This window comes from Streptomyces sp. NPDC006296 (assembly GCF_040613235.1).
GTDB lineage: Bacteria > Actinomycetota > Actinomycetes > Streptomycetales > Streptomycetaceae > Streptomyces.
The window spans coordinates 106,687-131,222 of sequence record NZ_JBEXRT010000010.1 but is presented as its reverse complement, the minus strand read 5'-3'; the positions used below and the strand labels follow the sequence as shown (position 1 = coordinate 131,222).

The 24,536-nt window shown below is 70.5% G+C and carries 25 protein-coding genes; 4 read left to right on the top strand and 21 right to left on the bottom strand.

Annotated features, from left to right (window positions below):
• Positions 1–211 precede the first annotated feature (211 nt).
• A complete protein-coding gene (locus tag ABZ172_RS09910; protein ID WP_147959527.1) occupies positions 212–535 on the bottom strand; it encodes an STAS domain-containing protein in 324 nt (107 codons plus the stop codon).
• A 247-nt stretch (positions 536–782) separates the two neighbouring features.
• Positions 783–1,631 carry a 3-hydroxyacyl-CoA dehydrogenase family protein gene (locus tag ABZ172_RS09905; RefSeq protein ID WP_356882076.1) on the bottom strand — a complete coding sequence of 283 codons (849 nt, stop codon included), beginning with the start codon at positions 1,629–1,631 and terminating at the stop codon, positions 783–785.
• Between the two features lie 392 nt (positions 1,632–2,023).
• Here ABZ172_RS09905 and ABZ172_RS09900 point away from each other — a divergent pair, with 392 nt between their 5' ends.
• Positions 2,024–2,596: a cob(I)yrinic acid a,c-diamide adenosyltransferase gene (locus ABZ172_RS09900; RefSeq protein ID WP_356882073.1), complete on the top strand. Its 573-nt coding sequence runs from the start codon at positions 2,024–2,026 to the stop codon at positions 2,594–2,596.
• On the opposite strand, the gene ABZ172_RS09895 is transcribed toward ABZ172_RS09900, so the two are convergent.
• A complete protein-coding gene (locus tag ABZ172_RS09895; RefSeq protein ID WP_356882071.1) occupies positions 2,597–3,154 on the bottom strand; it encodes a hypothetical protein in 558 nt (185 codons plus the stop codon).
• A gap of 151 nt (positions 3,155–3,305) precedes the next feature.
• Here ABZ172_RS09895 and ABZ172_RS09890 point away from each other — a divergent pair, with 151 nt between their 5' ends.
• The 3 genes from ABZ172_RS09890 (at position 3,306) to ABZ172_RS09880 (ending at position 7,196) form a co-directional block, all read left to right on the top strand.
• Entirely contained in the window at positions 3,306–4,502 is a 1,197-nt protein-coding gene (locus tag ABZ172_RS09890) for a histidine kinase (RefSeq protein ID WP_356882069.1), read from the top strand.
• Complete coding sequence (locus tag ABZ172_RS09885) at positions 4,499–5,155, top strand: response regulator transcription factor (protein ID WP_356882067.1); 657 nt, start codon at positions 4,499–4,501, stop codon at positions 5,153–5,155. The genes ABZ172_RS09890 and ABZ172_RS09885 overlap by 4 nt, the downstream gene beginning before the upstream one ends.
• Before the next feature lie 157 nt (positions 5,156–5,312).
• Positions 5,313–7,196, top strand: coding sequence for a glycoside hydrolase family 18 chitinase (locus ABZ172_RS09880; RefSeq protein WP_356882065.1), 1,884 nt, complete (start codon positions 5,313–5,315; stop codon positions 7,194–7,196).
• A gap of 138 nt (positions 7,197–7,334) precedes the next feature.
• Here the strand turns inward: ABZ172_RS09880 and ABZ172_RS09875 are convergent, their stop codons facing one another.
• The 18 genes from ABZ172_RS09875 to ABZ172_RS09790 form a co-directional block, all read right to left on the bottom strand.
• A complete protein-coding gene (locus ABZ172_RS09875) occupies positions 7,335–7,781 on the bottom strand; it encodes a DUF2550 domain-containing protein (protein WP_356882063.1) in 447 nt (148 codons plus the stop codon).
• A gap of 143 nt (positions 7,782–7,924) precedes the next feature.
• Entirely contained in the window at positions 7,925–8,299 is a 375-nt protein-coding gene (locus tag ABZ172_RS09870) for a F0F1 ATP synthase subunit epsilon (protein WP_356882061.1), read from the bottom strand.
• A gap of 109 nt (positions 8,300–8,408) precedes the next feature.
• Positions 8,409–9,851, bottom strand: a complete 1,443-nt coding sequence (gene atpD / locus ABZ172_RS09865; protein ID WP_356882059.1) for a F0F1 ATP synthase subunit beta — start codon at positions 9,849–9,851, stop codon at positions 8,409–8,411.
• Positions 9,851–10,768 (bottom strand): F0F1 ATP synthase subunit gamma, encoded by a 918-nt coding sequence (locus ABZ172_RS09860; protein WP_356882057.1) that lies wholly within the window; start codon positions 10,766–10,768, stop codon positions 9,851–9,853. Before ABZ172_RS09860 ends, atpD begins: the two co-directional genes overlap by 1 nt.
• Positions 10,769–10,771: 3 nt before the next feature.
• Complete coding sequence (gene atpA / locus ABZ172_RS09855; RefSeq protein WP_356882055.1) at positions 10,772–12,343, bottom strand: F0F1 ATP synthase subunit alpha; 1,572 nt, start codon at positions 12,341–12,343, stop codon at positions 10,772–10,774.
• 144 nt (positions 12,344–12,487) lie between these two features.
• Positions 12,488–13,303 (bottom strand): F0F1 ATP synthase subunit delta, encoded by an 816-nt coding sequence (locus ABZ172_RS09850; protein WP_356882053.1) that lies wholly within the window; start codon positions 13,301–13,303, stop codon positions 12,488–12,490.
• A complete protein-coding gene (locus tag ABZ172_RS09845) occupies positions 13,300–13,845 on the bottom strand; it encodes a F0F1 ATP synthase subunit B (RefSeq protein ID WP_014154051.1) in 546 nt (181 codons plus the stop codon). Before ABZ172_RS09845 ends, ABZ172_RS09850 begins: the two co-directional genes overlap by 4 nt.
• A gap of 39 nt (positions 13,846–13,884) precedes the next feature.
• Positions 13,885–14,127: an ATP synthase F0 subunit C gene (gene atpE, locus ABZ172_RS09840; RefSeq protein WP_073727291.1), complete on the bottom strand. Its 243-nt coding sequence runs from the start codon at positions 14,125–14,127 to the stop codon at positions 13,885–13,887.
• 75 nt (positions 14,128–14,202) lie between these two features.
• Positions 14,203–15,018, bottom strand: a complete 816-nt coding sequence (atpB, locus tag ABZ172_RS09835; protein WP_356882050.1) for a F0F1 ATP synthase subunit A — start codon at positions 15,016–15,018, stop codon at positions 14,203–14,205.
• A 222-nt stretch (positions 15,019–15,240) separates the two neighbouring features.
• Positions 15,241–15,678, bottom strand: a complete 438-nt coding sequence (locus ABZ172_RS09830) for a hypothetical protein (RefSeq protein WP_356882048.1) — start codon at positions 15,676–15,678, stop codon at positions 15,241–15,243.
• Positions 15,679–15,939: 261 nt separating this feature from the next.
• On the bottom strand, positions 15,940–17,304 hold the full coding sequence (locus tag ABZ172_RS09825; protein ID WP_356882046.1) for an MraY family glycosyltransferase: 1,365 nt from the start codon (positions 17,302–17,304) through the stop codon (positions 15,940–15,942).
• Positions 17,305–17,400: 96 nt separating this feature from the next.
• Entirely contained in the window at positions 17,401–18,678 is a 1,278-nt protein-coding gene (locus ABZ172_RS09820) for a serine hydroxymethyltransferase (RefSeq protein ID WP_356882044.1), read from the bottom strand.
• A 141-nt stretch (positions 18,679–18,819) separates the two neighbouring features.
• Positions 18,820–19,461 (bottom strand): protein-tyrosine-phosphatase, encoded by a 642-nt coding sequence (locus tag ABZ172_RS09815; RefSeq protein WP_356882042.1) that lies wholly within the window; start codon positions 19,459–19,461, stop codon positions 18,820–18,822.
• Entirely contained in the window at positions 19,458–20,105 is a 648-nt protein-coding gene (locus ABZ172_RS09810) for an L-threonylcarbamoyladenylate synthase (protein ID WP_356882040.1), read from the bottom strand. The genes ABZ172_RS09815 and ABZ172_RS09810 overlap by 4 nt, the downstream gene beginning before the upstream one ends.
• 58 nt (positions 20,106–20,163) lie before the next feature.
• The gene (gene prmC, locus ABZ172_RS09805; RefSeq protein WP_356882038.1) at positions 20,164–21,009 is read right to left on the bottom strand and encodes a peptide chain release factor N(5)-glutamine methyltransferase; all 846 of its coding nucleotides are present in this window, start codon (positions 21,007–21,009) and stop codon (positions 20,164–20,166) included.
• Between the two features lie 47 nt (positions 21,010–21,056).
• Positions 21,057–22,133: a peptide chain release factor 1 gene (prfA, locus tag ABZ172_RS09800; protein ID WP_356882036.1), complete on the bottom strand. Its 1,077-nt coding sequence runs from the start codon at positions 22,131–22,133 to the stop codon at positions 21,057–21,059.
• A 153-nt stretch (positions 22,134–22,286) separates the two neighbouring features.
• On the bottom strand, positions 22,287–22,511 hold the full coding sequence (gene rpmE, locus ABZ172_RS09795; protein ID WP_033298361.1) for a 50S ribosomal protein L31: 225 nt from the start codon (positions 22,509–22,511) through the stop codon (positions 22,287–22,289).
• A 177-nt stretch (positions 22,512–22,688) separates the two neighbouring features.
• Positions 22,689–23,792 (bottom strand): LCP family protein, encoded by a 1,104-nt coding sequence (locus ABZ172_RS09790; RefSeq protein WP_356882033.1) that lies wholly within the window; start codon positions 23,790–23,792, stop codon positions 22,689–22,691.
• Between the last annotated feature and the right edge of the window lie 744 nt (positions 23,793–24,536).

The following is a 24,536-nucleotide window of genomic DNA, read 5'->3' as shown; positions in this document are numbered from 1 at the left end:
GCCAGTGGGTTCCCGTCGATCGGCAGACGGCCGAACCCTAAACCTTCGCACAGTATCTACGACTCGGCGGGGGGCCGGACCGCCCCGGACATCACGTTCTCGTGAGGATTGTGCGCGTATCACCCCTCGGGAGGGGGACGTCCGCACCGGTGGACCGGGGACCCGGGCGCGGCCACCGGCTCAGGCCGGCCGCGGGTCTCCGCGCCGCGCCTCAGACGCGGGGCAGCGAGTCCACGGCGAGTCCGCCCTCGATGGCAAGGATCCGGTGCAGCCGCGTCGCCACGAGCAGGCGCTGCATCTGCGGCGGGACCCCGCGCAGCACCAGCCGCCGGCCGGCCCGGCCGGCTCTGCGGTGTGCGCCCATGATGACGCCGAGCCCGGTGGCGTCCCAGGAGTCGAGCTCGGTGAGGTTCAGGACGAGATCGCCGGCCCCGTCGTCGACGGCCGAGTGCAGGACCGTACGGGCGTCCGCCGCGCTTCGGACGTCGAGGCGGCCCCCGACGACCAGCTCGGCGTGGTCGCCCCTGATATGCATATGCGCTCCCCGGAAGTGCTCTTCGGCTGGGTCCGTCTGCCTGTCTTGTCGCCTTCTGTCTCTGCCACAACTGACTGCCGCAGCGACAGGTAAGTTGCCGTCTGTAAGCGAACCGGTACCGAATTCACCCCGAAGAGTGAAGCGGGTCCGGCGGCTCCCCGTCGGATCCGGGCGCGTGCGGCACCGGATCCCGGGGCCCCCGGGTCTGACTGACGGCGTATCAGGCCTCCGGAGGCCCCGTTCGTGATCAGTAGGTGTAGAAGCCCTGCCCGCTCTTGCGCCCGATGTCACCTGCGTCGACCATCCGGCGCATCAGCTCCGGGGCGGCGAACTTCTCGTCCTGGGACTCGGTGTAGATGTTGCCGGTGGCGTGCAGCAGGATGTCGACGCCGGTCATGTCGGCCGTGGCCAGCGGCCCCATGGCGTGGCCGAAGCCCAGCTTGCAGGCGGTGTCGATGTCCTCGGCCGAGGCGACGCCCGACTCGTACAGCTTCGCCGCCTCGACGACCAGCGCGGAGATCAGCCGGGTGGTGACGAAGCCTGCGACGTCCCGGTTGACGACGATGCAGGTCTTGCCGACCGACTCGGCGAACTCCCGTGCCGTGGCCAGGGTTTCGTCGCTCGTCTTGTAGCCGCGGACCAGCTCGCAGAGCTGCATCATCGGGACCGGCGAGAAGAAGTGCACGCCGACGACCCGCTCCGGGCGCCCGGTCACCGCGGCGATCTTGGTGATCGGGATGGCGGAGGTGTTGGAGGCGAGGACCGCGTCCTCCCGCACGATGGTGTCGAGCGTGCGGAAGATGTCGTGCTTGACCTCCAGCTTCTCGAAGACGGCCTCGACGACGACGTCCGCGTCGGCCACGGCGTCGAGGTCGGTGGTCGTGGTGATCCGGGCGAGCGAGGCCTCCGCGTCGGCCGCCTCCAGCTTGCCCTTGGCGACGAACTTGCCGTAGCTGGCCTCGATGCCTGCGCGTCCGCGGGCCAGGGCCTCGTCGGTGACATCACGCAGGACGACGTCCCAGCCCGCCTGGGCGGAGACCTGCGCGATACCGGACCCCATGAGTCCGGCGCCGATGACGGCGAGCTTCCTGGCCACGTTCCGCACCCCATTCTTCTCGGTTCTCCACATGCTCTCCGGCGGAGATTAGTACCCGTGAGGGGCCGTGGGGCCCCGAAGAGATGCGCGTCACGTCTCACATGACGGACATCACACCGCTCGGCGCCACCCGGCGGCGTGCCGCCCGCAGTTGAGGACCGGCCGGCCGGGAGGGCCTCTGCGCGGCACCGGACGGGACGGTGCGTCATGTGCGTCCGCGCCCGGGGCGGGGACCCGCACGGCGAGCCCGCGCCGGGTCCTTCCGCGCGGGCGGACCGGCGCCCGGGACCGTCCGCCGGAGCCGGTCCGGCCCTCCGGCCCGTCCGGCCGTCCGGCTGTGACGCCCGGCACGCGCGTCCCCCGCGGGGCCGCGCGATAACTACGCTGGCCCCATGGTCAATCTGACGCGCATCTACACCCGTACCGGCGACCAGGGCACCACCGCCCTCGGCGACATGAGCCGGACCGCCAAGACCGATCTGCGGATCGCGGCCTACGCCGACGCCAACGAGGCCAACGCCGTGATCGGCACGGCCGTCGCGCTCGGCAACCTCGCGGAGGACGTCGTGAAGGTGCTCGTCCGGGTGCAGAACGACCTCTTCGACGTGGGCGCGGACCTGTGCACGCCGGTGGTCGAGAACCCGGAGTACCCGCCGCTGCGGGTCGAGCAGTCGTACGTCGACAAGCTGGAGGCCGACTGCGACACCTTCCTGGAGGAGCTGGAGAAGCTCCGCAGCTTCATCCTTCCGGGCGGCACGCCCGGGGCGGCGCTGCTGCACCAGGCCTGCACGGTCGTCCGGCGGGCCGAGCGGTCCACCTGGGCGGCGCTGGAGGTGCACGGCGAGGTGATGAACGCCCTGACGGCGACCTATCTGAACCGCCTCTCCGACCTCCTGTTCATCCTCGCCAGGACAGCGAACAAGGAGGTCGGGGACGTGCTGTGGGTGCCGGGCGGCGAGCGCTGATCACGGTCCCGCCCCGGTCCGGACCTCGGGCTCCCGCTTGGGGAAGACCGTGTAGCTGCCGGCGATGAGCAGGTTGATCCCGATCACCAGGAGCATCTTCTGCTGCCACATGCGCAGCGAGCCGGTGTCGCCGTCCCCGCCGACGTACCAGGCCGCCGCCTGGAGAAGGACGATGGCCGTCACCGCTGACACGCACCAGCGGGCCGCGATGCGCCACTCGTGGGCGGCGCGTGCCCTGCCGTACTTCGGGGGCTTCGGCGGGGGCGGACCGCCGGCGAAGCGATGCGCGACCCGTGCGTCGACCCAGGTGACGGTGGAGTGGCCGAGTCCGACGGTGAAGCCGATGTAGACGGCGGCGAGGCCGTGCCTCAGGCCCGGCTCGGCGCCGTTCTTCAGGTCGACGGCCGTCACGACGAGCAGGACGACCTCCAGCAGGGGCTCGCACAGCAGCACGGCCGCGCCGAGCCGGGGCTTCCGCGCGACGTACCGCAGCGCGAGTCCGGCTGCCAGCAGCACCCAGAACCCCACCTCGCAGAGCACGATCAGCGTGACGATCACGGTCCTTCTCCTTCCGGTCCTCCCCAGGCTCCCGTTCCCGAGCCCCGCGGTCGTCGTCGGCAGTGAGGAATCGTGACTGCATACTTCGATGCAGCGGGACCTCACCCCGCGTACGGACGTGCCGTGGCGCACCGCCGTGTTGAATGGGAGCGTGCTCCCCGTCGCGCGCCCGCACCGTCACGACGTCCTGCTCGCCATCCTCGGACTGTCGGGCGGTGTCGTCCTGTGGCTGGTCGGCATCCACATCCAGAACGGCCCCCTCTTCGACGCCCCCTGGGTGTCCCTGCTGCCCCTCGTCGCCGTGTCGGCCCTGGAGTTGCTGCGCCGCAGCGTCCCGTGCACCGCGCTGGCGGTGGGCACGCTCGCACTGGTCGCCGACCAGTTCACCGTGGGCAGCCTGGCCACCCTGCTGATGTACACCGACCTCGTGTACGCGGCGGTGCTGTACGGCTCCCCCGCCGCGTCCCGCCGCATTCCGGTGGTCACCCTGCTCGCCACGGTCGCCGCGACGGCGGGCTTCGCGGCCTGGGTCCCCTCGCCGGACGCCCTGCTCATCGGCATCGTCATCGGGATGGTCCTCGTCGGGCCCGCGCTCACCGGCGCCGCGGTGCGCAACCACCGGGACGCCGCCGAGGCGGCCCGGCTGCGCGCCGACCAGACCGCACTGCTCGCCGAGATGGACCGGGTGCAGGCGGTGGCCGCGGAGCGGTCACGGATGGCGCGCGAACTGCACGACATGGTCGCCAACCACCTCTCGGCGATCGCCATCCACTCCACCGCAGCGCTCTCCATCGACGATCCGGGTACGTCCCGGGAGGCTCTCGGGGTGATCCGGCGGAACAGTGTCGACGGGCTGACGGAGATGCGGCGGCTGATCGGGCTCCTGCGGGACGGCGACACGTCCGGTCCGCCGAGCGCCGCACCGACCCTCGGCTCCCTGGACGCCCTCGTGGAGCAGGCCGGCGCCAACTCCGCGTCCAGCGGGCTCACCGTCACCCTGGACGACGGCCGCGAGGAGCCGGAGCCGCTCCCGGCGCCGGTGGAGCTGGCGGCGTACCGCATCGTCCAGGAGTCGCTGACGAACGCGCTGAAGCACGCGGTGCCCGGCCCGGTGACCGTGCGGCTGGGACGGTCCGGCACGGCGCTCACGGTGGAGGTGAGCAGTGTGTTCGGCGACCGCCCGGGGCCGCGCGCGCCCGGTTCGGGAGCAGGCCTGGTGGGGATGCGGGAACGGGTGGCCCTGCTGGGCGGGACGATCGGGGCGGGGCCCGGTCTCCGGGGTGACGGCGAGACGATCTGGCTGGTGCGGGCCGAACTGCCCGTCGAGGAGAGGACACGACGGTCATGACGATCCGGGTGCTGGTCGCGGAGGACCAGTCGGCGGTGCGTGCGGGGCTGGTACTGATCCTGAGGAGCGCGCCGGACATCGAGGTGGCGGGCGAGGCCGCGGACGGGGAGGCGGCCGTGCGCCTGACCCGTGAACTGCGCCCGGATCTGGTCCTGATGGACGTGCAGATGCCACGGCTCGACGGGGTCTCGGCCACCCGGCAGATCGTGGCGGAACGGCTGGCGGACGTGCTGGTGCTGACGACCTTCGACCTGGACGAGTACGTCTTCGGCGCACTGCGCGCGGGAGCGTCGGGCTTCCTGCTGAAGAACACGGAGGCCAGGGACCTCCTCGACGCCGTACGTACGGTGGCACGCGGCGAGGGCCTGATCGCCCCGGCCGTGACGCGGCGGCTGATCGAGGAGTTCGCCTCGGCCTCCCCCGCGCACCGGCCGGCCGCACCCGAGGCCCTCGGCACCCTGACGCGGCGGGAGCGCGAGGTGCTGGGATGCCTCGGCCTGGGACTGTCCAACCTGGAGGTCGCCGGGCGGCTCTCGATGGCCGAAGCGACAGTGAAGACACACGTCAGCAGGCTCCTCGGAAAGCTGGGGCTGCGCAGCAGGGCCCAAGCCGCGGTACTCGCGCAGCAGTGGGGTGTGCGGCCCGGAGCGTGAATCTTTGGTCTGGACCTCTTGACGATTGGTCCAGACCTTCCTAATCTCACCGGACACGCTGCGGTGAGTGAGCCATGACAAGGCAAGCTCAGGGCGACGCAGGGTTCGCAGGTTACGGATCATCCCCCGTTTGCCGGACCTCACCCGAGGAGCACCGTTGAGCACTGACACCCCCGTACGCCTCAGCCGACTCAGATGGAGACGCGGCGCAGGCACAGCCACCCGGTCCAAGGCGGTAGCGGGCCTCACCGCGCTGCTGCTCCCCCTCGCCGCGATGGTCGGCCTGGCCTCCCCCGCCGAGGCCGCCACCTCCGCCACCGCCTCCTACGTCAAGAAGTCCGACTGGGGCACCGGCTTCGAGGGCCAGTGGACCGTCAAGAACACCGGCACCACCGCTCTCTCCTCCTGGACCATCGAGTGGGACTTCCCCTCCGGCACCGCGGTCGGCTCCGCCTGGGACGCCGCCGTCACGAGCTCCGGAACCCACTGGACCGCCAAGAACCTCGGCTGGAACGGAACGGTCGCCCCGGGCGCCAGCGTCAGCTTCGGCTTCAACGGCACCGGCTCCGGCTCCCCCTCCGGCTGCAAGCTGAACGGCGCCTCCTGTGACGGCGGCAGCGTGCCCGGCGACAACCCCCCGTCCAAGCCCGGCACCCCGACCGCGAGCAACGTGACGGACACCTCGGCGAAGATCAGCTGGACCGCCGCCACGGACGACAAGGGCGTCAAGAACTACGACGTCCTGCGCGACGGCGCCAAGGTCGCGACGGTCACCACGACGACGTACACCGACAGCGGGCTCACCAAGGGCACCGACTACTCGTACACCGTGCGGGCCCGTGACACCGCCGACCAGACCGGTCCGGTCAGCGCCGCGGTCGCCGTCCGCACCACCGGGACCACCGACCCGGGCAACCCCGGTACCGGCGACAAGATCAACCTGGGCTACTTCACCGAGTGGGGCGTCTACGGGCGCAACTACCACGTCAAGAACCTCGTGACCTCCGGCTCCGCCGCGAAGATCACGCACATCAACTACGCCTTCGGCAACGTCCAGAACGGCAAGTGCACCATCGGTGACGCCTACGCCGACTACGACAAGGCCTACACCGCCGACCAGTCGGTCGACGGGGTCGCCGACACCTGGGACCAGCCGCTGCGCGGCAGCTTCAACCAGCTGCGCAAGCTGAAGGCCAAGTACCCGCACATCAAGGTCCTCTGGTCGTTCGGCGGCTGGACCTGGTCCGGCGGCTTCCCGCAGGCCGCCCAGAACCCGGCCGCCTTCGCCCAGTCCTGCTACGACCTGGTCGAGGACCCCCGCTGGGCCGACGTCTTCGACGGCATCGACATCGACTGGGAGTACCCGAACGCCTGCGGTCTCACCTGCGACACGAGCGGCCCGGCGGCACTGAAGAACGTCGCCTCCGCCCTGCGGGCGAAGTTCGGCACCGGCAACCTGGTCACCGCCGCGATCACCGCGGACGGCTCGACGGGCGGCAAGATCGACGCGGCCGACTACGCCGGCGCCGCCCAGTCCATGAACTGGTACAACGTGATGACCTACGACTTCTTCGGCGCCTTCGCACCGAAGGGCCCGACGGCCCCGCACTCCCCGCTGACCTCGTACAGCGGCATCCCGCAGGAGGGCTTCAACTCCGCCGCGGCCATCGCCAAGCTGAAGGCCCAGGGCGTCCCGGCCTCCAAGCTGCTCCTCGGCATCGGCTTCTACGGACGCGGCTGGACCGGCGTGACCCAGGCGGCCCCCGGAGGCTCGGCGACCGGGGCGGCCCCGGGGACGTACGAGCCGGGCATCGAGGACTACAAGGTCCTGAAGAACAGCTGCCCCGCCACCGGCACGATCGCCGGCACCGCCTACGCCCACTGCGGCACCAACTGGTGGAGCTACGACACCCCGGCCACCATCGCCTCCAAGATGGCCTGGGCGAACGGCCAGGGGCTGGGCGGGGCCTTCTTCTGGGAGTTCAGCGGTGACACCGCGAACGGCGAGCTCGTGACCGCGATGGACAACGGCCTCAACTGACGGCCGAGAGCAGTCACACCCCCGAAAAGCGCCGGGGAGACGGGTCCGCCCCCCGTCTCCCCGGCTTTCGCACGTCCTGCGGCCCTCAGGCCACTTTCACCCTCCCCCGGACTCCGTCCGGGGGAGAGACGGCTTTGATCAGGCGACGTTGACTCGCTGGCCGGGCGGTGCTGCCTCCAGCCAGGCGAGGAAGCCGGTCAGGGCGTCCTCGCTCATCGCCAGCTCCAGGCGCGTCCCGCGGTGGAGACAGCCGAGCACGACGGAGTCGGAGAGGAGCGCCAGCTCCTCCTCGCCCTCGGGCAGCCGGCGGGCGACGACCTCGATGGCGGCACGCTCCAGCCCGCGACGGGGGCGGGGCGAGTAGGAGAAGACCCGGAACCAGTCGACGCGGTCGCCGCTGTACCGGGCGACGCCGTACACCCAGCCCTTGCCCGAGGAGTCCGGCTCCTCGGAGACGTCCCAGCGCAGGCTGCAGTCGAAGGTCCCGCCCGACCGCTGGATCAGGCGCCTGCGGAGGCCGAAGACGAACAGCCCCACCGCGACCAGTACGACGACCAGACCGCCCACCCACAAAGCGAGGACCATCTCCACCGACCTCCTCGCATCGTCGAGTAAACGGATACCGCACCGAGCCGAACCGCACTGCACCTGCATCGCCTCAGCCGCGACACGGTCTGGATCGCTCCAGTTCGGGCCGCGGCTGAGTCAGAAACTCCTCGTGGGGACGCTCAGCGCGCCGCCACCGCACGCAGTCGCACGTCCGCGCGGCGCTCGGCGCCCGCGTCCGTGTCCGACTTCGCACGCTCCAGCGCACGCTCGGCGCGCTGGACGTCGATCTCGTCGGCAAGCTCGGCGATCTCCGCAAGCAACGAGAGCTTGTTGTCCGCGAACGAGATGAAACCGCCGTGAACAGCGGCGACAACCGTCCCGCCGTCGCTCGTACGGATCGTCACGGGGCCCGATTCCAGCACACCCAGGAGCGGCTGGTGACCGGGCATGACGCCGATGTCGCCGGACGTGGTACGTGCGACAACGAGGGTGGCCTCGCCGGACCAGACACTGCGGTCCGCGGCGACCAGCTCGACATGCAGCTCAGCAGCCAAGGGTGGCTCCTCGGGTCACCACCCGGCGGTCGTGCCGGGTGTCGTTTCAATTCTACGGGGCGTGGTGAGGGGGGCGGGACACACCCACCCCCCTCGGTGAGCCGGAGGCTCAGGAGACGCCGAGCTCCTTGGCGTTGGACTTCAGGTCCTCGATGCCACCGCACATGAAGAACGCCTGCTCGGGGAAGTGGTCGTACTCCCCGTCACAGATCGCGTTGAACGCGGCGATCGACTCGTCGAGCGGGACGTCCGAACCGTCCAGGCCGGTGAACTGCTTGGCGGCGTGGGTGTTCTGCGACAGGAAGCGCTCGACGCGACGGGCACGGTGGACGACGAGCTTGTCCTCCTCGCCCAGCTCGTCGATACCGAGGATCGCGATGATGTCCTGGAGGTCCTTGTACTTCTGCAGGATCCCCTTGACACGGCTGGCCGTGTCGTAGTGGTCCTGCGCGATGTAGCGCGGGTCCAGGATGCGGGACGTGGAGTCCAGCGGGTCCACGGCCGGGTAGATGCCCTTCTCGGAGATCGGACGGGAGAGCACCGTCGTCGCGTCGAGGTGGGCGAACGTGGTGGCCGGGGCCGGGTCGGTCAGGTCGTCCGCGGGGACGTAGATCGCCTGCATCGAGGTGATCGAGTGACCACGCGTCGAGGTGATGCGCTCCTGGAGCACACCCATCTCGTCGGCCAGGGTCGGCTGGTAACCCACCGCGGACGGCATGCGGCCGAGCAGCGTGGAGACCTCGGAGCCGGCCTGCGTGAAGCGGAAGATGTTGTCGATGAAGAGCAGCACGTCCTGCTTCTGCACATCGCGGAAGTACTCCGCCATGGTCAGGGCGGACAGCGCGACCCGCAGACGGGTGCCCGGCGGCTCGTCCATCTGGCCGAAGACCAGCGCGGTCTTGTCCAGGACGCCCGAGTCGGTCATCTCGTCGATGAGGTCGTTGCCCTCACGGGTGCGCTCGCCGACACCGGCGAACACCGACACACCGTCGTGCAGCTTCGCCACACGCATGATCATTTCCTGGATGAGGACCGTCTTGCCGACGCCCGCACCACCGAACAGACCGATCTTGCCGCCCTTGACGTACGGGGTCAGCAGGTCGACGACCTTCAGGCCGGTCTCGAACATCTCGGTCTTGGACTCGAGCTGGTCGAAGGCCGGGGCCTTGCGGTGGATCGGCCAGCGCTCGGTGATCTGCGCCTCGGCCTCCGGCTCGTTCAGGATCTGACCGAGGGTGTTGAACACCTTGCCCTTGGTCACGTCACCGACGGGGACGGTGATGCCCGTGCCCGTGTTGGTCACCGGGGCCTGGCGGACCAGGCCGTCGGTGGGCTGCATCGAGATCGCGCGGACCACGCCGTCACCCAGGTGCTGGGCGACCTCGAGGGTCAGCGTCTTACGAGCACCGGCCTGGGCCGGGTCGTCGACCTCGACGTGCAGGGCGTTGTAGATCTCCGGCATCGCGTCGACGGGGAACTCCACGTCGACGACCGGGCCGATGACCCGGGCGACGCGGCCCGTGGCAGCGGCCGTCTCAACTGTCGTCGTCATTACTTGTCACTCCCCGCGGACGCGTCGGCCAGCGCACCTGCACCGCCGACGATCTCGCTGATTTCCTGGGTGATTTCGGCCTGGCGGGCCGCGTTGGCAAGCCGGGAGAGGCTCTTGATCAGATCCCCGGCGTTGTCGGTCGCCGACTTCATCGCACGACGGCGGGCGGCGTGCTCGGAAGCGGCGGCCTGCAGCAGTGCGTTGTAGATACGGCTCTCGACGTAGCGCGGCAGCAGGGCGTCGAGGACGTCCTCCGCCGACGGCTCGAACTCGAACAGCGGAAGGATCTCGCCCTTCTCGGTGCTCGCCTCCTCCGCCTTGTCGAGCGACAGCGGCAGCATCCGGCCGTCGACCGCGTTCTGCGTCATCATCGACACGAACTCGGTGAAGACGATGTGCAGCTCGTCGACGCCGCCCTCGGCCGTGTCCTTCTGGATGGACGCGATCAGGGGCTCGGCGATCTTCTTGGCATCCGAGTACTCGGGGCTGTCGGTGAAGCCCGTCCAGGCGTCCGAGACCTTGCGCTCGCGGAAGCCGTAGTAGGCGACACCCTTGCGGCCGACGATGTAGGTGTCGACCTCCTTGCCCTCGGCCGCCAGCCGCTCCCTCAGCCGCTCCGCCGCCTTGATGGCGTTGGAGGAGTAGCCGCCGGCCAGACCGCGGTCGCTCGTGAGGAGCAGGACCGCCGCCCGGGCCGGGGACTCGGCCTCGGTGGTGAGCGGATGGTTGGTGTTCGAGCCGGTCGCGACCGCGGTCACCGCGCGGGTGAGCTCGGTCGCGTACGGCATCGACGCCGCCACCTTGCGCTGCGCCTTGACGATGCGCGAGGCGGCGATCATCTCCATCGCCTTGGTGATCTTCTTGGTCGCGGTGACGGCTTGGATGCGGCGCTTGTAAACGCGAAGCTGAGCGCCCATCGATCAGCCCTCGCCCAGGAGCTTGCCGTCCGAGGTCTCGAACTGCTGCTTGAAGGCGGCGATCGCGTCGGCGATCGACTGCAGCGTGTCGTCGGACATCTTGCCGCCCTCGGCGATGCCGGTCAGGAGGTCCTTGCGCTCACGGCGCAGGTACTCCAGCAGCTCGCTCTCGAAGCGGCGGATGTCCTCGACCGGGACGTCGTCCATCTTGCCCGTGGTGCCGGCCCAGACCGAGACGACCTGCTCCTCCATCGGGAACGGGGCGTACTGCGGCTGCTTCAGCAGCTCGACCATGCGCTTGCCGCGCTCCAGCGACGCCTTCGAGGCCGCGTCCAGGTCGGAACCGAAGGCGGCGAACGCCTCCAGCTCGCGGTACTGGGCGAGGTCCACGCGCAGTCGGCCGGAGACCTGCTTCATGGCCTTGTGCTGGGCGGAGCCACCGACGCGGGAGACCGAGATACCGACGTTGAGCGCCGGACGCTGACCCGCGTTGAACAGGTCGGACTCCAGGAAGCACTGGCCGTCGGTGATGGAGATGACGTTGGTCGGGATGAACGCCGACACGTCGTTCGCCTTGGTCTCGACGATCGGGAGGCCCGTCATCGAACCGGCGCCCATGTCGTCGGAGAGCTTGGCGCAGCGCTCCAGCAGACGCGAGTGCAGGTAGAAGACGTCGCCCGGGTAGGCCTCGCGGCCCGGCGGACGGCGCAGCAGAAGCGACACGGCGCGGTAGGCGTCGGCCTGCTTCGAGAGGTCGTCGAAGATGATGAGGACGTGCTTGCCGTCGTACATCCAGTGCTGGCCGATGGCCGAACCGGTGTACGGCGCCAGGTACTTGAAGCCGGCCGGGTCGGACGCCGGGGCGGCGACGATGGTCGTGTACTCCAGCGCGCCGGCCTCTTCGAGGGCACCGCGCACGGAGGCGATGGTGGAGCCCTTCTGACCGATGGCGACGTAGATGCAGCGCACCTGCTTGTTCACGTCGCCCGAGCGCCAGTTGTCGCGCTGGTTGATGATCGTGTCGACGGCCAGAGCGGTCTTGCCGGTCTGGCGGTCGCCGATGATCAGCTGACGCTGGCCGCGGCCGATCGGCACCATCGCGTCGACGGCCTTGTAGCCGGTCTGCATCGGCTCGTGGACCGACTTGCGGACCATGACGCCGGGGGCCTGCAGCTCGAGGGCGCGACGGCCTTCGGTCGCGATCTCGCCGAGACCGTCGATCGGGTTGCCGAGCGGGTCGACGACACGGCCGAGGTAGCCCTCGCCGACGCCGACGGAGAGCACCTCACCGGTGCGCTGCACCGGCTGGCCCTCCTCGATTCCGCTGAACTCGCCGAGGACGATCGCACCGATCTCGCGCTCCTCGAGGTTGAGGGCGAGACCGAGGGTGCCGTCCTCGAACTTCAGCAGCTCGTTCGCCTGGGCCGAAGGAAGACCCTCGACCTTCGCGATGCCGTCACCGGCAACGCTGACCGTTCCGACCTCCTCGCGCGAGGCCGCGTCCGGCTGGTACGACTGGACAAAGTTATCCAGTGCGTCCCGGATCTCCTCCGGCCGGATCGTGAGCTCCGCCATCTGGGTTCCCTGCTCTCCTTGTTGGGCCCGAAGTTCTCAAAGGGGTCTGGGGGCGACCCCCAGGAATCTTCTGCAATTTCTGCACGGCCCAACCGGGCCGCTGTTCTTGCTCGTTCAGTTGGTGCGGTGGGGCGCTGCGCGCTGTCAGCCGGCCATCCTGCGGGTGACCTCTTCAAGGCGCTCCGCGATCGTGCCGTTGATGACCTCGTCACCGACGCGCACCGAGATCCCGCCGAGGACCTCGGGGTCCACGTCCAGGTTCAGGTGCATCTGCCGGCCGTAGATCTTCGCCAGGGCGGCGCCGAGGCGCTGCTTCTGGCGATCGGACAGCGGCACCGCCGAGGTGACGACGGCGACCGTGCGGTCCCGGCGCTCCGCGGCGAGCCCGGACAGGGAGTCGAGTCCCGCTTCCAGGCTACGTCCTCGGGGCTGCGTCACGAGGCGCGTGATCACGCGCTCGGTGACGGGCTGCGCCTTGCCGCCGAGCAGGCTGCGGAGCAGCTCGCCCTTGGCGGCGGCGGTGGCCCTCCGGTCGGTCAGCGCGGAGCGCAGCGCGACGTCGGAGCCGACGATCCGGCCGAACCGGAACAGCTCGTCCTCGACGTCGTCGAGCACACCGGCGCGCTGGGCCGCGGTGAGGTCGGCGGTGCTCGCCAGCTCCTCGACCGAGTCCACCAGGTCGCGCGACTGCGACCAGCGCGAACGGACCATGCCCGAGACCAGGTCCACGGCTTCGCCGCCCACCTGGCCGCGCAGCAGCCGTCCGGCCAGCTCGGCCTTGGCCTCGCCGCCCTGCGACGGGTCGGTGAGGACCCGGCGCAGCGATACCTCGCGGTGGAGCAGCGCGGTGACGGCTGCCAGCTCCTCGGCGAGCTTCGCCGCGTCGACCGACGTGGAGTCGGTCAGTGCGTCGAGGCGCTCGCGTGCGGCGGCCAGCGCCTCACGGCTCGCTCCGTTCATCGGACGGCCTCGGCCTTCGCCTCGAGCTCGTCGAGGAACCGGTCGACGGTGCCGCTCTGCCGGGCGTGGTCCTCGAGGGACTCGCCGACGAGCTTGCCGGCCAGGGCGGTGGCGAGGCTGCCCACGTCCTGGCGCAGCGCGGACGCCGCGGCCTTGCGGTCGGCCTCGATCTGGGCGTGGCCGGCCGCGATGATCTCCTCGCGCTGCCGCTGACCTTCCGCCCTCATCTCCTGGATGATGACGGCACCCTGCTCCTGCGCCTCCTGGCGCAGACGGGCGGCCTCGTGGCGGGCCTCGGCGAGCTGAGCCTTGTACTGCTCAAGAACGCTCTGGGCCTCGGTCTGGGCCGCATCGGCCTTCTCGATACCGCCTTCGATGGCCTCGCGGCGCTCTTCCAGAACCTTGTTGATGTTCGGGAGGAGCTTCTTGGCGAGGAAACCGAAGACGATGGCGAAGGCGATGAGGCCGATGACGATCTCGGGAACCGCCGGGAGCAGCGGGTTCTGGATCTCTCCCTCGGACGCCAGCTGTAGGGCGTTCACATCAATGCCTTTCGTCGCTTCGGGCTGGAAATGCCGCGACTAGAACGGGTAGACGAAGGGCATGACGAGACCGATCAGGGCGAGCGCCTCACAGAGCACGAAGCCGAGGATCTGGTTCGAGCGGATCAGGCCGGCGGCCTCGGGCTGACGGGCCAGCGCCTGGGTGCCGTTACCGAAGATGATGCCGACGCCGACGCCGGGGCCGATCGCGGCGAGGCCGTAGCCGATGGAACCGAGGTTGCCCGAGATGTTGACGGCGGCGAGGGTCTCAAGAGCGGACATGCCGTTTCTTCCTTCTCTTTCAGAACCGGTGGGGGTTGGCCACCGGACGACTATCGGGGGTGGAGCTGGGCTGCGTCAGTGGTGCTCGGCGAGAGCGCCCTGAATGTAGTTGCAGGCCAGGAGGACGAACACGTAGGCCTGCAGCGCCTGGATGAACAGTTCGAAGGCGGTCATCAGGATGACCATCACGAAGGACACACCGGCGTAGGCGATGCCGATGCCGTTCAGCAGGTACCAGCTGGCGATCGTGAAGATCAGCAGCAGCACGTGACCGGCGAACATGTTGGCGAAGAGTCGCACGGCGTGGGTGAACGGCCGGATCAGCAGGTTCGACATGACCTCGATGACCATGACGAAGGGCAGGGCCGGACCGATCGAGGGGTCGTAGCCGGAGATGTTCTTCCAGCCGCCGACGAAGCCGTGCCGCTTGAAGGTCAGGCTGACCCACAGGACGTACACGATCGCGGCCAGCGCCACCGGGAACCCGATGACCGAGACCACCGGGAACTGGGCGAAGGGAATGATCGCCCAGAGGTTCATGATCCAGATGAAGAAGAACAGCGAGACCATGAGGGGCACGTACTTCTTGCCCTCGCGCTTGCCGAGCGACTCGTACACCACACCGGTGCGGATGAAGTCGTATCCCGCCTCGGCGACCATCTGGAGCTTTCCGGGCACCAGCTTCGGCTTGTTGAAAGCCGCCCAGAAGAAGCCGACGACGACGACGGTGCTCAGGACCGCCAGCAGCATCGGCTTGTTGATCTCGATGCCGCCGACGGTGAACATCGGCTCGAAAACAAAGGAGTGCAGGCCAGGAGCCGGGAAGCCACATCCGTCGAAGATGTGGCAGTCGGTCTCGAAGGCGAGCACCGTCGTCGGGTCAGCACTCACCGCGGGCTCCTTCAGCGTGGCGCATAGGTACGGCAACCTCGTTGTGTCGGCGCGGCAAGCAGCCGCTGGTCGGCACTGGACTGGTGTTACGGATGGGGGGCGGCTCAGGCATTGCGCCTCGCGATGGAACAGGCGCCGATTGTGATGCCCGCGCCCGCAGTGCCGCAGTTGGCACCGGACGATAGCAGGGTCTCGAACGAGCGCTTATCCCGGCCCTACCCCTCACGTCGAGGACCCCGTGTTCTCGGGCTTCCTGCCCGCGGACGGTTCCGGCTCGACGTAGAGGATCTTGGTCTTCATGTGCACGCGGATCTGCGCCGCGACCCAGACGAGGGTGGCGACCATCACCGCGGCGGCGAAGGCCCGGGGGTTGAACAGCGTCGTGTTCTTGAACGCGGCCACGAAGACGAACAGCAGCAGCAGTTCGGTCGTGTAGAGCAGCAGCCCCATGGACTGGAACAGGTGCGGCAGCGACCTGGCCGTCCGCTGCAGGACGCCGAGTCCGATCCCCATGAAGAGGATCACCACCAGCGTCCCGGCCGCCGCCCCGATCGCTCCCTTGCCGCCGGCGAGCGCAGCGCTGACGGCGACGGTGACGACACCGGCGGCGGCAGTGGGCACGGCGGTGTGGAGGAGGGTCCGGGCGTCGTTGGACGGCATGGCGGTGGCTCCGCGTTGCAGGGGTGGTCAGTGGTCGTCAGGGACGAGCGTAGGCCCGGTCCGAGTCGATGGTTCGGGCCAAAGGACCGTGCTACTCAGGTCCTTCGGCTTCCTCGCCGGGCTTCGTGAACGGTATCACAAACTATTTGATGAGGTCTTTACTCAGAAAGTGTGCCAGCTGTCACACATGAGGGTTAACCCGCGCGTGTGTGCAGAACATCACGACGCATTGTCTGGTATGGGGATTTCTGTACGGCGTCTTCAGCGCGGGGAATCGGCGCGGTCCCGATCCGTGAAGCGCGAACGGGGGCCGATCGCGGTCGCCCCGTTGACGCCGGAGACTCCCACGGCCACGGAGGCCGGTTCCGGCGCCGGAGAGGCCATGTGCGCGTCCTCGGAGCGCTGTTGGCCCCGGGAGGCGACGGCGTCGGCCTCCGCCGGCTCGGCGTGGGCGGCCCGCCGCCGCCGGTAGCGCGGCGGCACGAACGCCTCGGCCCAGCGCGGGGCGCGCGGGGTGAAGCGCGGCATCAGCAGCAGGACCAGGCCCAGGGCGCTGAGCCCCACGATCACCAGCACGATCCACAGCGACGCCGAGTGCACGGAGTAGCCGACGGCCCCGAAGGCGATCAGGGCGGACCAGAAGTACATGATCAGCACGGACCTGCTGTGCGAGTGCCCGATCTCCAGCAGCCGGTGGTGCAGGTGGCCGCGGTCGGCGGCGAACGGCGACTGGCCGTTCCACGTACGGCGCACGATGGCCAGCACCAGGTCGGCGGCGGGGATCGCGATGATCGTCAGCGGCAGCAGCAGCGGGATGAAGACCGGGAGCATCGCGTGGGTCGCCCCGCGCTCGCCGCCCTCGAAGAGCTTCATCGTGTCGGGGTCGACCTGGCCGGTGACCGAGATCGCTCCGGCGGCCAGGACGAGGCCGATCAGCATCGATCCGGAGTCGCCCATGAAGATGCGGGCGGGGTGCATGTTGTGCGGCAGGAAGCCCAGGCACATGCCCATCAGGATCGCGGCGAAGAGCGTCGCGGGGGCCGCCGCCTCGATCCCGTACCCGTACCAGAGCCGGTAGGTGTAGAGGAAGAACGCCGCGGACGCGATGCAGACCATGCCCGCCGCGAGGCCGTCCAGGCCGTCGACGAAGTTCACCGCGTTGATGGTGATCACCACCAGCGCGACGGTGAGCAGTGTGCCCTGCCACTGGGTGAGCGCCACGGTGCCGAGACCGGGGATGGGCAGCCACAGGATCGTCAGACCCTGGATGACCATGACCGCGGCGGCGATCATCTGTCCGCCGAGCTTGATCAGCGCGTCGATCTCGAACTTGTCGTCCAGGACCCCGATGAGCCAGATCAGGGCGGCGCCGGAGAGCAGCGCCCTGGGCTCGTTGGAGAGGTCGAACACGCCGTTCAGGTTGAACAGGTGGTCCGCGACGATCAGCCCCGCGCACAGTCCGCCGAACATGGCGATGCCACCGAGCCGAGGTGTCGGTTCCCGGTGTACGTCACGCGCACGGATCGCGGGCATGGCCCCGATCGCGATGGCGAACTTCCGCACCGGTCCGGTCAGCAGATAGGTCACTGCGGCCGTGACACAGAGCGTCAGCAGGTAATCACGCACGGGCTGCCCCACAGAATTCGCCGGCCATCTCAGCCCCACACCCTAGTCTCCTGTGCAAGGACAACGATCCACGGGTGATGGTTCCACACGGCTCGGCTACCCCGGATACGGCGGATTGCGCTCGGCCAGCGCACGCGCCTCGGCGCGCAGCCGGCCCGCGTCGCCCTCCTCCCGCACCGCCGCGCCGAACAGCGAGGCGATCCGCGCCATGTCGTCCTCGTCCATGCCCTGCGTGGTGACGGCGGCGGTACCGAGCCGGAGGCCGCGGGCGTCCCCGTACGGCAGGGCGCACGTGTCCAGGACCATACCGGCGGCCGTCAGCCGGGCGCGGGCGGTACGGCCGTCCACACCCAGCGGGGCGGGGTCCGCCACGACGATGTGGGTGTCGGTGCCGCCCGTGGTGATCTCGAAGCCCTCGGACTCCAGCGCGGCGGCCAGGACCCTGGCGTGCGCGACGACCCGGTGGGCGTAGACCGCGAAGGCCGGGGCGGCGGCCTCGCCGAAGGCGACGGCCTTCGCCGCGACGGTGTGCATCTGGGCGCCGCCCTGGGTGAAGGGGAACACCGCACGGTCGATCCGCTCCGCCAGCTCGACGCCGCAGAGCAGCATGCCGCCGCGCGGGCCGCGCAGGACCTTGTGCGTCGTCGCGCACACCACGTCGGCGTACGGGACCGGGCTGGGCGCCGCTCCCCCGGCGATCAGCCCCATCGGGTGGGCGGCGTCCACGATCAGGTACGCGCCGGTCTCGTCGGCGATCGCCCGGAACTGCTCGTAGTCCGGGTGCCGCGGGTACGAGATCGAGCCGCAGACGATCGCCTTGGGCCGCCTGGCCCTCGCCAGGGCCCGCACCTGCGCGTAGTCGATCAGCCCGCTGTCGGGGTCGACGCCGTACCCGGCGAACTCGAACCAGCGCCCGGAGAAGTTCCCCGGGGCGCCGTGGGTGAGGTGGCCGCCGTACGGGAGCCCCATGGCCAGCACCGTGTCGCCCGGGCGCAGCAGCGCGGCGTAGGCGGCGAGGACGGCCGAGGAGCCGGAGTGCGGCTGGACGTTGGCGTGCTCGGCGCCGAACAGCGACACGGCCCGCCGGACCGCGGCGCGTTCCGCGGCGTCGGCCTGCTCGCAGCCGCCGTGGTGCCGGGCCCCGGGGTAGCCCTCGGCGTACTTGTTGGCGAGCGGGGAGCCGAGGGCGGCGAGGACCGCGGGCGAGGTGAAGTTCTCGGCGGCGATGAGCTGGAGGGTGCTCGCCTGGCGCCCGGCCTCGGCCAGCAGGATCCCGCTGATCTCCGGGTCCTGGCGGGCCAGGGCGTCGAAGTCCCGGTGCAGGGCGGAGGAGGGTGGCGCGGCTTCGCGTGCGGCGGGCGTGGTGACCGGCATCTGACGGCTCCGGGCCTGGAGGAGGGGTGCGTGGCGTCAGATCCAATGTAGGTCCGCCCCGGGCCGCCTGCCCGCTGCCGGAGGCCCCTCTACGCCGGTCGGCGCACCCTCGTGCGCACGCGGGGGGGGACGGCGGCGGGTTCAGCGCGGGGCGTGCACCCCGGTCAGCGCCGTCATGACGGGATCGAGCGCCTGGCTGATCTCGTCACCGACGGAGCGGAAGAAGGTGATCGGCGCGCCGTACGGGTCGTAGACCTCGTCCGCCTCCGCGGTGGGGGCCAGCAGCCAGCCGCGCAGGGCGGCCGCGGCGCGCACCAGCGCGCGGGCGCGCTCGACGACGCCCTCCTCGCGGGCGTCGGGCAGGGTGGCCGGGTCTATGGCCCGCACCAGCCGGGTGAACTCCTTGAGGGTGAAGGTCCGCAGTCCCGCCGAGTGCCCCATGGAGATCACCTGGGCGCGGTGGTCCCGGGTGGCGGTGAGCACCAGGTCGGCGCGGATCACGTGCTCGTCGAGGAGCTCACGGCCGACGAACCCGGTGGCGTCGGCGCCGAAGTCGGCGAGGACGACCTCGGCGTTCGCCTCCATGGGGGCGCCCTCGTGCCCCCAGGTGCCCGCGCTCTCCACGATGAGGCCGCCACTGAGCGGATCGCCGAGGCGGTCCACGAGGGCGTGGCGGGTCAGCCGCTCGGTGATGGGCGAGCGGCAGACGTTGCCGGTGCTGACGTGGAGGATGCGGAAAGTGTCGGGCCGCCCCGCTATGCCACGCCCCTCAGGGGCGGTCAATTGGCCACCTCGAGGTCCGGTACCACCTTGCGGAGCTCCTCGACCGAGAGGGCGCCGGCCCGCAGCAGCAGGGGGATCCGGCCGGTGACGTCGACGATCGAGGACGGGACGATCCCGGGCGTCGGGCCGCCGTCGAGGTAGACGGAGACGCTGTCGCCGAGCATCTCCTGGGCGGCGTCGCAGGTCTCGGGCGAGGGGTGTCCGGTGAGGTTGGCGCTGGAGACGGCCATCGGGCCGACCTCCGAGAGGAGCTCGATGGCGACCGGGTGCAGCGGCATCCGGACCGCGACGGTGCCGCGGGTGTCGCCGAGGTCCCACTGGAGCGACGGCTGGTGCTTGGCGACGAGGGTGAGGGCGCCGGGCCAGAACGCGTCCACCAGCTCCCAGGCCTGCTCGGAGAAGTCGGTGACCAGGCCGTGCAGGGTGTTCGGGGAGCCGATCAGGACGGGGGTCGGCATGTTGCGGCCGCGGCCCTTGGCGTCGAGGAGGTCGGCCACGCCCTCCGAGCTGAAGGCGTCCGCACCGATCCCGTACACGGTGTCGGTGGGCAGCACGACCAGTTCGCCGCGGCGGACGGCGGACGCGGCTTCACGCAGGCCGGTCGTACGGTCGGTCGCGTCGTTGCAGTCGTATCGCCGTGCCATCAGCCGGCCTCCTCGGACAGGTGCGGGTAGGGGTGGTGCGGTGCCGGTCGCCCGGTGGTCACGGCATGGCCTTGCGGGCCGTCGCGAACCGGGGCCGCTTGTTCAGGTCGGGGTGGTCGGCCGCATCGGCCCAGCCGCGTTCCTCGGTGAAGATCCACGGCACCTGGCCGCCCTGGGTGTCGGCGTGCTCGATGACGACGAGCCCGCCGGGGCGCAGCAGGCGGTGTGCGGTGCGCTCGATGCCGCGGATGGTGTCGAGGCCGTCCTCGCCGGAGAAGAGCGCCATCTGCGGGTCGTGGTCCCGGGCCTCCGGCGCGACGTACTCCCACTCGGTCAGCGGGATGTAGGGCGGGTTGGAGATCACCAGGTCGACCTGGCCGTCGAGCTCGGGAAGGGCGCTCAGGGCGTCTCCCCGGTGGACGGTGACCCTGGACCCCTCGGCGTTCTTCCGGGTCCACCTCAGGGCGTCCTCGGACAGCTCCACGGCGTGCACGCGCGAGCGCGGCACCTCCTGCGCCATGGCGAGCGCGATCGCGCCCGATCCGGTGCAGAGGTCGACGATGAGCGGTTCGACGACGTCCATCGCGCGCACGGCGTCTATCGCCCAGCCGACGACCGACTCGGTCTCCGGGCGGGGGACGAAGACGCCGGGACCGACCTGGAGCTCCAGGTAGCGGAAGAAGGCGCGGCCGGTGATGTGCTGGAGCGGTTCGCGGGCCTCGCGGCGGGCGATCGTCTCCCAGTAGCGCGCGTCGAAGTCGGCGTCCTGCACGTGGTGCAGCTCGCCCCGCTTGACGCCGTGCACGAACGCGGCGAGTTCCTCGGCGTCGAATCGCGGTGAGGGGACACCGGCGTCGGCCAGCCGCTGGGTGGCCTGGGCCACCTCGGCGAGCAGCAGGTTCATCGCGGTTCTCCGTACGGGTTCACGGGCGGGGCGGTGGGGCTCACGGCCTATGCGGCGGCGAGCTTCGCGGCGGAGTCGGCGTCGACACAGGCCTGGATGACGGAGTCGAGGTCACCATCGAGCACCTGGTCCAGGTTGTACGCCTTGAAGCCGACGCGGTGGTCGGAGATCCGGTTCTCCGGGAAGTTGTACGTCCGGATCTTCTCGGAGCGGTCCACGGTGCGCACCTGGCTGCGGCGCACGTCGGAGGCCTCCTGCTCGGCGGCCTCCTGGGCCGCCGCCAGCAGACGGGAGCGCAGGATGCGCATGGCCTGCTCCTTGTTCTGGAGCTGGCTCTTCTCGTTCTGGCAGGAGGCGACGACACCGGTCGGCAGGTGCGTGATGCGGACGGCGGAGTCCGTGGTGTTGACGGACTGGCCGCCGGGGCCCGAGGAGCGGTAGACGTCGATGCGCAGGTCGTTGGCGTGGATCTCGACGTCGACCTCCTCCGCCTCGGGCGTGACGAGCACGCCGGCGGCGGAGGTGTGGATGCGGCCCTGGGACTCGGTGGAGGGCACACGCTGCACCCGGTGCACGCCGCCCTCGTACTTCATCCGCGCCCAGACGCCCTGGCCGGGCTCGGTGGCGCCGTTGCCGCCCTTGGTCTTCACGGCGACCTGGACGTCCTTGTAACCGCCGAGCTCGGACTCGGTGGAGTCGATGATCTCGGTCTTCCAGCCCACCCGCTCCGCGTAGCGCAGGTACATGCGCAGCAGGTCGCCGGCGAACAGGGCGGACTCGTCGCCGCCCGCGCCCGCCTTGATCTCCAGGAGCACGTCCTTGTCGTCACTGGGGTCGCGCGGGACCAGGAGGAGCCGGAGCTTCTCGGTGGTCTCCTCGCGCTGCTTCTCCAGGACCTTGACCTCGGCGGCGAAGTCCGGGTCGTCGGCGGCGAACTCGCGGGCCGTCTCGATGTCGTCGCCGGTCTGCTTCCAGGACCGGTAGGTGGAGACGATCGGGGTCAGCTCCGCGTAGCGCTTGTTGAGCCTGCGCGCGTTGGCCTGGTCGGCGTGGACCGACGGATCGGCGAGCTTCTTCTCGAGATCGGCGTGCTCGCCGATCAGTTCCTCGACCGCCTCGAACATCTTCGGGCTCCTGGTTTCTGCGTCATACGTCTGCGGGCCTGCTGGAGGTGTGCCGCCGGTGCGCGCCGCTCGGGCGCGTCCGGCCGCACAGCCGGAAAAAACGCCGGTCCCGGCGCCCCGTCGGAGGGCGTCGGGAACCGGCGCAGTGGCTCGCTACTTGCTGGCGGAGCCGGCAGCCTTGCCGAAGCGGGCCTCGAAGCGGGCCACGCGGCCGCCGGTGTCGAGGATCTTCTGCTTGCCCGTGTAGAACGGGTGGCACTCGGAGCAGACGTCGGCGCGGATGGCGCCGCCGTCAAGGGTGCTCCGGGTGGTGAACGAGGCACCGCAGGTGCAGCTGACCTGCGTCTCGACGTACTCGGGGTGGATGTCGCGCTTCAAGGTGTCTCCTAGATTCGGGAGGGTTCCGGGTCGTTCGCGCGGATTGCGCGTCCGTGAACCGGGACCGACGTACCAGTCTGCCAGGACCGGCCGTATCTCCCAAAACGAGGACGCGGCCGGGTGTATTCCCGTGCGTACGGGGCACGTTCCGCGACCGCGGGGTGACGGAACGTCGCGCTACCGCACGACCGAGCCCGCGGTGCCCTTGTCGCCGGCCGACTGCGCGGTGGCGGACGCCGGGACGGGCTTGTCCTGCTTGAGCGCAGCCCACACCAGGCGGTCGGCCTTCTCCTGGGGCAGGACGCGGTTGGGGTCCTGGGGGTCGTACTGCACCGGCATCGTGATCATGTCGACGTTCCGGGAACCGAGCCCCTTGAGCCCGTTCGCGAAGCCGGCGAGCTTCTTGACGGAGGCCAGTTCGGAGTCGGTGGTGACCGCCTTGGTGGCGGTGTCGGCGAGGCCGAAGAGGGTCTTCGGGTCCGAGAACACCCCGACGCTCTTCGCCTGGTCCATCAGGGCCTTCACGAAGGCCTGCTGGAGCTGGATGCGCCCCAGGTCGCTGCCGTCGCCGACGCTGTGGCGGGTGCGCACGAGACCGAGCGACTGCTCCCCGCTCAGGGTGTGGGTGCCGGGCTTCAGCGCGAGGTGGCTGCCGGGGTCGTCGATCGCCTGCGAGGTGGTGATCCGCACGCCGCCGAGCTCGTCGACGAGCTTCTTGAACCCGGTGAAGTCGACCTCGACGTAGTGGTCCATGCGGATGCCGGACATGGCCTCGACGGTCTTCACCGCGCAGGCGGGTCCGCCCACCTGGTAGGCGGAGTTGAACATCGTCTGGTGCTCGGCGGCGACCTGCTCGCCGGTCGTGTCGCTCGTGCAGGCCGGGCGGTCGACGAGGGTGTCGCGCGGGACCGAGACCACACTGGCGGAGGTGTGCCCCTCGTTGACGTGGACGATCATCGCGGTGTCCGCCCGGGCGGTGCCCTCGTCCGCGCCGTACGCGCCGTTGGCGCCGGAGCGGGAGTCCGATCCGAGGACGAGGATGTCCTCGGACCCGTTGTCCACGTCGTCGGGGCGGGCGGTGCCCAGGGCCGCGTTGATGTCGACGCCCTTCAGGTTCCCGTTGAGCGTGACGTAGGCGTAACCGAGTCCGGATCCCCCGACGACCACCAGGGCGGCGGCGCCCCACAGAGCGATCTTCTTGGCGCGGCGGGTACGCGACGGCTTCCTCCGGCGGCTGCCGGTGCCGCGTATTCGGCCGGCACTCCTGCTCTGCTCGGTCATACGGCTCCCTCGTTCGGCGGTGCTCCCTGGTCCCCTGCCAGGAGATTCAGTCGTGGCCGGCCGGCGCTGCGCCGGAGCCCGAAGCAGGGGAAAGCGTTGCACAGCGCACCGGCCGCCCGGGAGGAGCGGCGGCGCGTGCGGGACGGCCCGCGCCGCCGCGCGAACGGGCCGGTACCACCCGTCCCACCTGCGGATTCTCCGGACCGGGCACGGTCCCGTCACCGCGTCCGGCCGCCCGCGCCGCTGTGGGCAAGGTCTCCTCGCACCGGGCCGGGCCCGCGCGGCGGGCGGGGGCGGGCGGCGAGCGGGAGCGCGGTCCTCCCTCCGGGACGCCGCAGGACTGAGCCGTGGCCCTTCCGCAGGGGCGCCGCACGTGTCCCACCGGAGGCCCGGCTCCTCGGCAGGGCAGGGGCCGGCGCGCGTGTCCGGCCGGGCGCCGAGGTCCGCCGGCGCCTGTGCGCGCGGCGCGCGGGCGGTCGGTCGGTGCGCACGCGCGGCGACCGACGTGCTCCTGCGGCGGTCTGCCCGCGGCCACTGCGACGCGCGCGTGCCGTCTGCGGCGCCCACGTCACCGGGGCGGGCGATCGCGGGGACGGCCGCGGGAGGCAGGGCGCGGGCGCGCCGCCGGGCCGCACCCCGTCCAGAAGGGACAACTGCCGCCGGGTGTACGGCGGTACGGGCCGCTCAGTCCGCTCGGAAGCGTCTGCGTCACGGCATGGAACTGCCCCCGTCACCGGGGTGACG